Here is a 9792-nt window from a genome sequence, read left to right on the forward strand (position 1 = left end):
AATGGTCTGAACCATTCGCCGTCATGAACGCCCTTTCCCCAGAGGGACGTTCGTCATTCCTGCGCGGCGACAGGGTGGCCGGCCGGTATGTTCGGGAGCGGTCCGGCGGGAGCGCAGTGTGGTCCTCAGCCGTCGCCGGCGGTCTCCGCCAGGGCCCGGCGGAGGGCGGTGGGGGTCCACTGCGCGTCGGCCCCCGGGCGGGTGCCGAGGTACTCGGCGATCCGTCCGAGGTCCCAGCCGTGGGCCTGGACCAGTCCGGCGGCGATGGTGCGCAGATAGGCGGCGCGGGGTGCCCGCAGGTCGGCGTCGGCCAGGCCGCCGGAGGCGGTGAGGGTCAGCACGGGGGTGTGGTCGAGGGAGCCGGGGCACACCAGCGTCCCGTAGCGGCCCGGCCAGAGCCGGTCCCGCCCGGTGCGCAGGGCGGTGGCCGGCGAGAGGTCGGCCCCCGGCTGCCGGTGCCTCTCCTGGGCGGCGATGTCGCTGAACTGCCCGGTGGTCAGCAGATAGGCGCGCGCGGGCACCATACCGGTCCGGTCCGGGTCGTAGAAGGCCGTGCCACCGCCCCAGACCGTCGACTGCAGCGCGAAGTACAGCTGCCCGGGGAGCGTCACCGGCACGGCCCGCTCCGGCGGCCGCCCGTCGCGGCAGCCGGGGTACGTCCGGGCGGCACCCGCCGGCCGGCCGCCGCGAAGGTAGCAGGCCAGCCGCTCGGCGCACATGTTCGAGCCGTAGGCGGCGTACCAGACGCGATCGGGTTCGGCGCCAGCCGCTGCGGCGCCCGCCGGGCGGAGCCGCCACCGTGCCACGATGTCGCGGATCCCGGCCGCGCGCCCGGCGGCGACCGGCCGGAAACCGGGCTGGGGCAGGCCCGGGGTGGCGCTGTCGGGTCGGCCTACTCGGTCCGCCACTTGAGCTCGACCTCAAGCTCGATCTGCCCGTCCTCGACCTCGACCTCGATCTCGATCTGGAGTTCGTCGGGGACGCGCACGGTCAGTGTGCCGGGGCCGAGGTCCAGCTCGGCGCTGGCGCCGTGCCGCAGCGCGTCGGCGAGCGCGGTGAGCCGGTCGGCCGCTTCGAGCCGCGTCAGCGAGGCCTTCTGCTCGAACTTGAGTTCACTCACGGAGGCCTCCAAACCCGGGGGACGGCGGATACGTCCAGTGTGACCCCGCCGCCCGGCCGCCGCCCGGGCAGTCCGGTCACGGCCGGTCACGGCCGGTCGCCACCGGTCGCTCTCCGCGGTCCCGTGCCTCCCGGCCGTGACCCCGGACCGCCCGCGATCGGCCCGCCCGGACCGGCCACCCGGGCCGCTCACACCCCGGCGGGTCCGGGTTGCGGCGGGGGCGCCGGATCCGGGTCGGGGAACGGTGGGACGGGCGGCGGCACGGGGACGGGTTCCTCGCCGGGGTGGCGCGGCCCGGGGGCCGGGTGCGGGAACGGCTCGGTGTCCGGGTTCGGGGGTGTCGGTCTGGTCATCACGGCCACCTCTCGCTTCGGGGGTGCGGCGGGGTGCGGCGGGTCTCGTTCCGGGTGTGCGGCGGGTGGCGTCAGCGGTCGAGCGCGTGCTCCAGCTCCCGCTTGTTCATCTTCGAACGGCCCTTGATGTTGCGGTGCTTGGCCTCGTTGTACAGCTGGTCGTAGGTGCGGCCCCCGGCGCCCTCGTGGGACCGCAGTCCGCCCCGCCGGCCGGAGGAGATGTCGTGGGTGGAACTCCGGCTGGCGGTCCGCGCCTCGCCGTGTCTGGCCCGCTCCTTGTTGACCGTCCGGGCGGCGATCTCCTCCGCCAGGTCCTCGCTCTCACCGCGCTCCAGCACGCTCTCCTTGATGTGCTCGTACTGGCGCTCCCGCTTGGGGCTCGATCCTCGGGGCATCGCAGTTCTCCTCTCCTCTCGGCGCGCGCCTACCCGGTCGCCGCTCGGCGAATCGGCGGAAGCCGCAGGAGTTCCCGCCGGCCCGTACCGCGCGTCGGGCGGGGCTACTCCTGCGGGTCGGCCAGCAGGCCCTCCGGCAGGTAGCCGGAGCGGGTCTCCAGCTGCCAGCCGTGCGCCCGGACGGCGAGGGCGGCCAGGGCGACGGTCTCGGCCGGCAGCAGGGTCCTCGGCTCCGGGTCCGGTCCTACGCCGTCCCGGTGGAGGCGGAGACGCTCGGTCAGGGCGTGCTCGAAGGCGGCCCGGTCGTCGTCCAGGAGCACGCGAAGCAGCCGCTGGTCCGGGGTGAGGGCGCCGGCCGCGTCCAGCCGCCGGGCGGCCTCGGCGCGGGCCTGCGCGTCGGGCTTGGTGATCGGCTCCGGGGCGACCCGCGTCGCGGGCCAGGTGCCGACCATGTCGGCGAGGTACCCGCACAGCGCGTCCATCGCGGCGAGGTCGCCGGGGTCCGACACCGACTCCAGCGGCGAGTACGGCACCCCGTCGCGGATCGCGGCCGCGTAGTCCTTGAGCAGGGGGCCGACCACCCGCTCCGGCCGGTGGAGCAGGTCCGTGGTCACGCAGAGCGCGAAGGTGTCGAGCCAGGTGCGCGCCGTGGACACGTCGTCCACCGCGTCGCCGAAGGCGAAGTCCCCGCTGTCGAGGGTCTGGTCGTTGAGCGGGAAGTAGACCTCGAAGTCGCCGTTCGGGAAGCTGCCCAGCGCCAGTACCCCGAGTGCGCACTCGGCGGCCGCCCGCAGGACGTCGCGGCCGGACGGACCGGTCAGCGCGGGGTCGCTCAGGGTGCGGGCGCCGACGTGGTCGAGGAGTTCGCCCTGCAGCCGCACCAGGCCCCCGATGGACAAGGAGCCGTAGCGAAGCGAGTGCCAGCGGTTGAACGACTGTCCACCGATGTCGTCGAGGGCCCGGGCGATGCGGTCCTCGTCGACCTTGTGGCACGTCACTTCCTGCACGGCTACTGCCTTTCCTGTGATCATTTTGGCTGGCCGCCCGACGCTACCAGGGCGGTTGCCGCCCGGCCGACCCGCCCCGGACGGCCCGGACCCACCGGGGCGGGGAGCGTCACCGCCCCCGCCGCGGGGCCGGTTCACCGCCGGATCCGCCCGCGCCGCACCCCGTCGCGGGACGGTCGCGCGGGGCCGCCCCGGCCGTCGGTGGGCGGGCGGGCACCGGGCGGGCCCCGGGACTGGCAGACTGGTGATCGTGACCGCCGACTTGCGCCCTTTGTGGCAGCCCTTCTCCGAGCCTTCCGCGACCGTTCCCGTCCAGACGGACCGCCACCACCTGCAGCCCGTGGAGCGCGCGCCGTTCCTGGAACCCGCCGGGGTGGCCGACCACGAGGAGCAGTTCCCCGAGGCCTGAGGCCGCCCGCACGACTCCCGGCGGCCGAACCCCGCTCCCACCCTCACCGCGACCGCGATTCCTGCCGTCGCTCCATCCGTCGTCGCTCCATCCGTCGTCGCTCCGCCCCGTGGCGCTTCGCCCCGGTGCGGGTCGACTCATACGGCGGGCCACCGTCGCACGCCACCGCCCTGCGGATCCTGCCGGGCGGCCGGCGCCGGTGCGCGGCCACCCGCCGTCGCACCGGCGCCCTGCGCGGGCGTCGCGGGGACGCCGGCCCTGAGATGGATGATGCCGCCGTCCTCCAGCGCGCGCAGCGCGGCGGTCAGCCGCGCGGCCAGGTGCCGGGGCAGCTGCCGCACCGCCTCCCCCGGATCGAGCCAGGAGGCGGCGCGGACCTCCCCGTCGGCGAACCGCAGCGCGCCCGCCTGCGCGGCCGTGAGCGGCGCCGCGTCGTACAGGAAGCAGGTGACGGCCCGGCCGTGCCCGGTGGCCGTCGCGGGCGCGGTGTCCACCACCAGGAGCCGCCCGACCGGGAGGTCCAGCGCCAGCTCCTCCCGCAGTTCGCGGGCGGCGGCCTGCTCGGGGGACTCGCAGGCCTCGACCATGCCGCCCGGCAGCTCGGCCTCCGGCTTGTAGGACGGATCGAGCACCAGCACCCGGCCGGCGGTGTCGCGCACCAGTACGGTGGCCGCCGCCATCGGCGCCGGCAGCTGGGCGAAGTGGTCGCGCGGCGGCATCGGCGGGCGGTGCCCGTCGCGCAGCAGCGCCGTGTGCGCGCCGCGTTCGGCGGCCGCCGCGGCGGCGAACCGCCGGGCCACCGTCGGCGCGAGCAGCGTCAGCGCCTCCCGCTCCGGTACGAACTTCGCGGCGCGGATCTCGCCGGGCTGCAGCACCAGCGCGGCCGCTTCCACCGCCGCCCTCGGGCGGGCGGCGTAGACGAGGGAGATGATCGCCCGGCCCCACAGTTCGGCCGGGGCGGTGTCGACGGCGAGCAGGCGGCCGATCTCGGCGTCGAGGCCGAGCTCCTCCTGGAGCTCGCGCACCAGGGCGGGTTCGGGCTCCTCGTCCTCCAGCATGCCGCCGGGCAGGTCCCAGCCCGGCTTGTAGTCGGGGTCCACGATGAGCACCCGGCCGAGGTGGTCGCGGATCAGGGCGTCGGCGCAGGCGGCCGGTGCGGGGTGCGCGACGAGGTAGCGGGCCAGCTCGGGGTCGGGCATGGGGGTTGGGTTCACGGCTCTCCTGACGGGGCCCTGCCGGCGAACGGTCCGGACGCGGCGGTGCGCCGACAGGGCGGACGGGGGGTGGACGCGGGCCGCGCCGGTGGTGGGCGGCTCCGGGACCGGTCGGACCGGCGGTCGTCACCGGAGCGGCGTGCCGGGGACCGGCGGGGCAGCGGGCCGTCAGGCCTGCCCGGGGATCGCGGTGACGCGCCCGGCGCCGTCCCGGGCGCGGACCCCGGGGCGGCGAAGTCGGCCGACCGGCAGCCCGGTTCGGGCCGTGCTCGGGCGGGACGCGCCGGAGCACGACGGCAGCGGGGCGGCAGGGGGACTGGCGGTGGTGCGGACGCGCACGGTGCTCTCCCGGTCACATCGGAGTTCGTCGGTCCACCGATGATGGCCGCGCGGCCCGCCGGGCCGGTGGCGTTTCCGGACCGCGCCACTCGAAGGTGTGGTCCCGGCCCGGCCGCCGCCCGGCCGGACCTCCCGACGGGCGCGACGGGCCGAGCGCGCCGGGCCCGCACCGCCTCCTCGACAGGGGTGTGGGCCGGCCCGGAGGCCGGCCCACACCCGAGCGGGGCGGAGAGGAGCTAGTCGGCCTGCCAGTCGGAGGACCAGCAGCTGATGATCGGGCAGATCCAGTCCGGCGAGACCCTGGCAGGGCCGGTGACGCCGGGTCGACCCGGTCGTCGGTGGCGACGGCGTCCCGCAGCCGCGGCGACGGCCGGCCGGGAGGCGGGTGGTGGCCGGAGGGTCGACGTCCACCATCCCGACAGCGAGGTTAGCCTTCCCTAACGCTTGCCCGAGCTGGAGGCTGTCGCGGGCCACGGCCACGGCTGGTGGGGCGTCGTCCTCAAGCCGAGGCGGGGCAGGGACTTCGCGTTGACGGTTACCGGCGTCGAGGACGTCACCGAGAACTGCCGCCGGGTGCGCTTCGCGGACGGCGGGCTGCTCGCGGCTGCCGGTGTCCGTCCGACCATGGGGGTGCGGGTCTGGTTGCCCGGCGCCGGCCCAGTTCGCCCGCCGGGAACTCGCCGTCGCAAAGGGGCGGTTGCCCGCGCTCGGCTACTGGCGCCCGTGACCGCGCCGCCGCGGTGGAGCGTCCGGGCGGACCGTGCTCCGGGCGCCCCGGTTTCGCACGGGCGGGCGACGTTCGTACGGGATGGTGACGGGAAGGGTGAAGAAATGTAAGGTTACCCTTGCCTAAGTGGTTCTGGAGCGACCGAACCGCACTCCCTCCGGCACTCGCGAAGCCGGGTGGCGGGGTGGAGGGGAGCGAACGCCGCACATCCCGGTGCGGGCATCCTGAGTGCAGGGGGATCGGTGGAGAACGGCCTGGCCGGGCGCGCACGTCGCGCCGGGGTTGCTGGAACTTCGCGCACGGGTGGCCCCCTCGCGGCGCTGCCGTGGCTGGAGCGGTTCCGCGGCAAGATCGTCGTGATCAAGTTCGGCGGGAACGCGATGGTGGACGAGGGCCTCAAGGCGGCCTTCGCCCAGGACGTCGTGCTGCTCCGCTACGCGGGTGTCCGGCCGGTGGTGGTGCACGGCGGCGGTCCGCAGATCAGCGCCCAGCTGGGGCGCCTCGGGATCAAGTCGCACTTCACCAACGGCCTGCGGGTCACCACGCCGGAGGCGATGGACGTCGTCCGGATGGTGCTGGCCGGTCAGGTGCAGCGCGAGCTGGTCGGCCTGGTGAACCGCCACGGCCCCTTCGCGGTCGGCATGACCGGCGAGGACGCCCACACCATGACGGCCGTCCGGCGGCACGCCGTCGTGGACGGCGAGCGGGTGGACATCGGGCAGGTGGGTGACATCGCGTCCGTCGACCCCTCGATGGTGCGCACGCTGCTGGCGGACGGCAGGGTCCCGGTCATCTCCCCGGTCGCGCGCGGCGTGGGCGGTGACGTCTACAACGTCAACGCGGACACCGCCGCCGCCGCGGTGGCCGCCGCGCTGGGCGCGGAGCTGCTGGTGATGCTCACCGACGTGGCGGGGCTCTATCGCGACTGGCCGCGCTCGCAGGAGGTGGTCCCCTCGCTGACCGCCACCCAACTCGCCGAACTGCTGCCGAACTTGGCGAGTGGCATGGTCCCGAAGATGGAGGGCTGCCTGCGGGCCGTCCGGGCCGGCGTCGGCAGTGCGCGGGTGCTGGACGGGCGGGTCCGCCACGGGGTGCTGGCGGCCTTCGGTGGTCCGCCGGTGGGTACCGAGGTGGTGCCCGACGCGCCGCTGGTGCGCCGAGGCGAGGCGCCCGGCGCGGAAGGTCGGCAGGTCGCGATGGTCGGTTCGGGCACGATCCGAATTTGACTCACCCGATCAAGTGGTAGAACTTAGGTAAGCCTTACCTATGGCGAGTGGGCGAGTGACGGACGGCCGCCGCGGCGGTCGACCGGACACCGGCGGGGCCGAGAAGCAAGAAGCAACGGAAGGATCGATCATGTCGAGCGAGAACGGCGCAATCGACCGAGGCGAGGGCGCCGACGACCTGGTCGGCATAGGCTTCGGTCCTGCCAACCTGGCCCTGGCCATCGCCGTCGACGAGCACAACCGCCGGGACCCTCAGCAGGCCCTCAAGGTCGGCTTCCTGGAGAAGCAGGCGACGTTCGGCTGGCACCGCGGGATGCTGCTGGAGGGGGCGACCATGCAGGTCTCCTTCCTCAAGGACCTCGTGACGATGCGGGACCCCCGCAGCCGCTTCACCTTCCTGACCTACCTCCAGGAGCGCGGCCGGCTCGCGGACTTCATCAACCAGAAGTCCTTCTACCCGACCCGCCTGGAGTTCCACGACTACTTCGAGTGGTGCGCCGCCGAGTTCGCCGGTCGGACGGCCTACGGCCGCGAGGTCACCGCGGTCCGCCCGGTGACCACCCCGGACGGCCGGGTCGAGGTCGTCGAGGTGGAGTCCCGGTCGGTCACCGACCCGGCCGACCGCGAGGTCCGGCTGGCCCGCAACATCGCGGTGGGCACCGGCCTGAAGCCGCGGATGCCCCAGGGCGTCACCGCCGGGGACCGCGTCATCCACACCCGCGACCTGCTGTTCCGCGCCCCCGACCTGATCGAGCGGCGCGCGGAGCTGCGCCACCGCCGCTTCACGGTGGTCGGCGCCGGCCAGTCGGCCGCCGAGGCCGTCGAGTTCCTGCACCGGACCTTCCCCGAGGCGGAGATCTGCGCCGTCCTCACCCGTTACGGCTACAGCCCGGCCGACGACAGCCCGTTCGCCAACCGGATCTTCGACCCGTCCGCCGTGGACGAGTTCTACGCCGCGCCGGACGAGGCCAAGCGGACCCTGCTCGACTACCACGCGAACACCAACTACTCGGTGGTCGACGGGGATCTGATCGAGCAGCTCTACCGGACGGTCTACCAGGAGAAGGTGGCCGGCCGGGAGCGGCTGCGGATCCTCAACGCCACCCGGCTCACCGGCGTCGGGCAGCTGGCCGACGGCGCCGTCGCCGAGGTCCGCTCGCTGACCACCGGCGAGACGACGGCCCTGGAGTCGGACGCGGTGGTGCTCGCCACCGGCTACGAGCACGTCGACCCCCGGGACCTCCTCGGCGACCTCGGCGCGACCTGCCGCACCGACCAGCTCGGCCGCCTCCGGGTCGACCGCGACCACCGGGTGCTGACCGACGACCACATCGAGGTGGGGATCTACCTCCAGGGCGGCACCGAGCACACCCACGGAATCACCTCGTCGCTGCTCTCCACCCTGGCGGTGCGCTCCGGCGAGATCTGCGACTCGCTGCTGCTGCGCCACACCGGCCGCCAGCTGCGGGCCGAGGACGGCCGCCTCGGCGTCACCGGCTGACGGTCCGCCGGCCTGCCGGGCCGCACCGGCGAACTCCCCCTCGACCTGGAAGCGAAGAACCACGCCATGACCGACACCAGCCCGTCCGGGTCCGCCCCCGTCCTGGACATCGAGAGCGTCCGCGCCGACATCGCCGAACTCCTCGGCGAGGAGCCGGCGGCGGTCGGTGACGACGACGACCTCCGGGACCTCGGGCTCGACTCGATGCGCCTGATGCACCTGGTGGAGAAGTGGCGCGCCCGGGGCGCCCGGGTGGACTTCGCCGACCTGGCCGACCTCGGCGCCCCGACCGTCCGGGTGTGGTCCGCCCACCTCTCGGCAAGCTGACCCCGCGGGCGGCCGCGCAGCTCACCCTCCCCGCCCGCCCGCCGCATGCCCAGCGCCCCCGCGCACGCCACGCAGTACCCCCAAGGAGAACGATGAACACCCGTGCCCTGCCGTCCCGTGGTCTGAGAATCGCCGCCGTCGCCGGTGTCGCCGCCCTCGGCCTCACCGCCTGCGGCTCGAACGGCGACAGCAGGAGCGAGGCGGCCTCCGGTGCGTCCGGCGGCGCCAAGGCCGCCCAGGTGATCGAGGCGACCAACGGCAAGGTCACCGTCCCGGCCGGGGTCAAGCGGATCGTCTCCGTCTCCTATGCCACCGGCGCGCTGCTCGACCTCGGCGTCCAGCCGGTCGGCACCAGCACCATCGACGACAACAACCCGATGGAGCTGCTGCCCTCGCAGACCGAGGCCGCCAAGAAGATCGAGGCCATCGGCTCGGGCATCGAGATCAACGTCGAGAAGGTCGCCTCCCTCAAGCCCGACCTGATCGTGGTCGAGGGCGCCACCGCCTTCGACTGGGGCGTCAGCAAGCTCGAAGGCATCGCGCCGACCCTCTACTTCGGCATCGACAAGCCGGTCGACCTGTTCACCGCCCAGGAGAAGATCGCCACGGCCGTGGGCAAGGAGGCCGAGTTCAAGAAGCTGAAGTCGGACTACGACACCAAGGCCGCCAAGATCAAGGCTGACTACGCCGGCAAGCTCAACACCGTCAAGTGGACCATCGCGTCCTCCTACGGCGGCGGCGAGTTCCTCGTCGACACCAGCAGCTCCTGGGTCGGCCGGGTGCTGAGCGACGTGGGCGCCACCTTCTCCCAGGCGTCCGGCGACACCAAGGAGCACGAGGTCACCTACTCGACCGAGAAGCTCGACGTGCTCGCCGACGCCGACATCATCCTGGTCCCTCGGACGGCCGCCACCGGCGAGGTCCCGCAGGACACCAAGGACCTCGACAAGCAGCCGTCCTGGAAGAACCTCAAGGCCGTCCAGGCGAACAAGGTCATCCCGGTCACCTACGCGACCAGCGACCGGTACGGCACCTCGATCGACGTGCTCGGCCAGATCGAGACCATCCTCAAGGGCCTCTAGGCCCCGGCCGGCCGGCCCGCCGGGCACCTCCCCGGCGGGCCGCCCCGCGCCCCAGCACCGCGCACACCAGAGCGCACCACCACGCACCAGCA

At 74.3% G+C, this 9792-nt stretch carries 10 protein-coding genes and 1 pseudogene; 6 read left to right on the forward strand and 5 right to left on the reverse strand.

Going from position 1 to position 9792, the window contains the following annotated elements; genetic code table 11:
- Window positions 1-125 precede the first annotated feature (125 nt).
- From OG618_RS34185 to OG618_RS34200, 4 genes are all read right to left on the reverse strand, one after another.
- Complete coding sequence (locus tag OG618_RS34185; RefSeq protein ID WP_329491509.1) at window positions 126-908, reverse strand: histone deacetylase; 783 nt, start codon at window positions 906-908, stop codon at window positions 126-128.
- On the reverse strand, window positions 893-1120 hold the full coding sequence (locus tag OG618_RS34190; protein WP_329491510.1) for an amphi-Trp domain-containing protein: 228 nt from the start codon (window positions 1118-1120) through the stop codon (window positions 893-895). Before OG618_RS34190 ends, OG618_RS34185 begins: the two co-directional genes overlap by 16 nt.
- Before the next feature lie 424 nt (window positions 1121-1544).
- Window positions 1545-1868 (reverse strand): plasmid stabilization protein, encoded by a 324-nt coding sequence (locus OG618_RS34195; protein WP_329491511.1) that lies wholly within the window; start codon window positions 1866-1868, stop codon window positions 1545-1547.
- Between the two features lie 104 nt (window positions 1869-1972).
- On the reverse strand, window positions 1973-2875 hold the full coding sequence (locus tag OG618_RS34200; protein ID WP_442906905.1) for an immunity 49 family protein: 903 nt from the start codon (window positions 2873-2875) through the stop codon (window positions 1973-1975).
- 250 nt (window positions 2876-3125) lie between these two features.
- On the opposite strand from OG618_RS34200, the gene OG618_RS34205 reads away from it, so the two are divergent.
- Window positions 3126-3284 (forward strand): hypothetical protein, encoded by a 159-nt coding sequence (locus OG618_RS34205; RefSeq protein WP_329491513.1) that lies wholly within the window; start codon window positions 3126-3128, stop codon window positions 3282-3284.
- Between the two features lie 137 nt (window positions 3285-3421).
- Here the strand turns inward: OG618_RS34205 and OG618_RS34210 are convergent, their stop codons facing one another.
- A complete protein-coding gene (locus OG618_RS34210; RefSeq protein ID WP_329491514.1) occupies window positions 3422-4498 on the reverse strand; it encodes an NUDIX hydrolase in 1077 nt (358 codons plus the stop codon).
- A gap of 792 nt (window positions 4499-5290) precedes the next feature.
- On the opposite strand from OG618_RS34210, the pseudogene OG618_RS34215 reads away from it, so the two are divergent.
- From OG618_RS34215 to OG618_RS34235, 5 genes and pseudogenes are all read left to right on the forward strand, one after another.
- Window positions 5291-5494 (forward strand): annotated as a pseudogene (locus OG618_RS34215) (siderophore-interacting protein); the annotation flags it as partial.
- Window positions 5495-5818: 324 nt separating this feature from the next.
- Window positions 5819-6790, forward strand: a complete 972-nt coding sequence (argB, locus tag OG618_RS34220; RefSeq protein WP_442906967.1) for an acetylglutamate kinase — start codon at window positions 5819-5821, stop codon at window positions 6788-6790.
- A 130-nt stretch (window positions 6791-6920) separates the two neighbouring features.
- On the forward strand, window positions 6921-8291 hold the full coding sequence (locus tag OG618_RS34225; RefSeq protein ID WP_329491515.1) for a lysine N(6)-hydroxylase/L-ornithine N(5)-oxygenase family protein: 1371 nt from the start codon (window positions 6921-6923) through the stop codon (window positions 8289-8291).
- Window positions 8292-8357: 66 nt separating this feature from the next.
- Window positions 8358-8618: a phosphopantetheine-binding protein gene (locus OG618_RS34230; RefSeq protein WP_329491516.1), complete on the forward strand. Its 261-nt coding sequence runs from the start codon at window positions 8358-8360 to the stop codon at window positions 8616-8618.
- 92 nt (window positions 8619-8710) lie between these two features.
- Window positions 8711-9700, forward strand: a complete 990-nt coding sequence (locus OG618_RS34235) for an ABC transporter substrate-binding protein (protein WP_329491517.1) — start codon at window positions 8711-8713, stop codon at window positions 9698-9700.
- Window positions 9701-9792: the final 92 nt, after the last annotated feature.

This window comes from Kitasatospora sp. NBC_01246, assembly GCF_036226505.1.
In the GTDB taxonomy this organism is placed as follows: Bacteria; Actinomycetota; Actinomycetes; order Streptomycetales; family Streptomycetaceae; genus Kitasatospora.

Bases quoted from the DNA above. Each gene is read 5' to 3' on its own strand.
- OG618_RS34195 (WP_329491511.1), bottom strand. From the start codon at position 1,868: ATGCCCCGAGGATCGAGCCCCAAGCGGGAGCGCCAGTACGAGCACATC.
- OG618_RS34225 (WP_329491515.1), top strand. From the start codon at position 6,921: ATGTCGAGCGAGAACGGCGCAATCGACCGAGGCGAGGGCGCCGACGAC.
- OG618_RS34230 (WP_329491516.1), top strand. From the start codon at position 8,358: ATGACCGACACCAGCCCGTCCGGGTCCGCCCCCGTCCTGGACATCGAG.
- OG618_RS34235 (WP_329491517.1), top strand. From the start codon at position 8,711: ATGAACACCCGTGCCCTGCCGTCCCGTGGTCTGAGAATCGCCGCCGTC.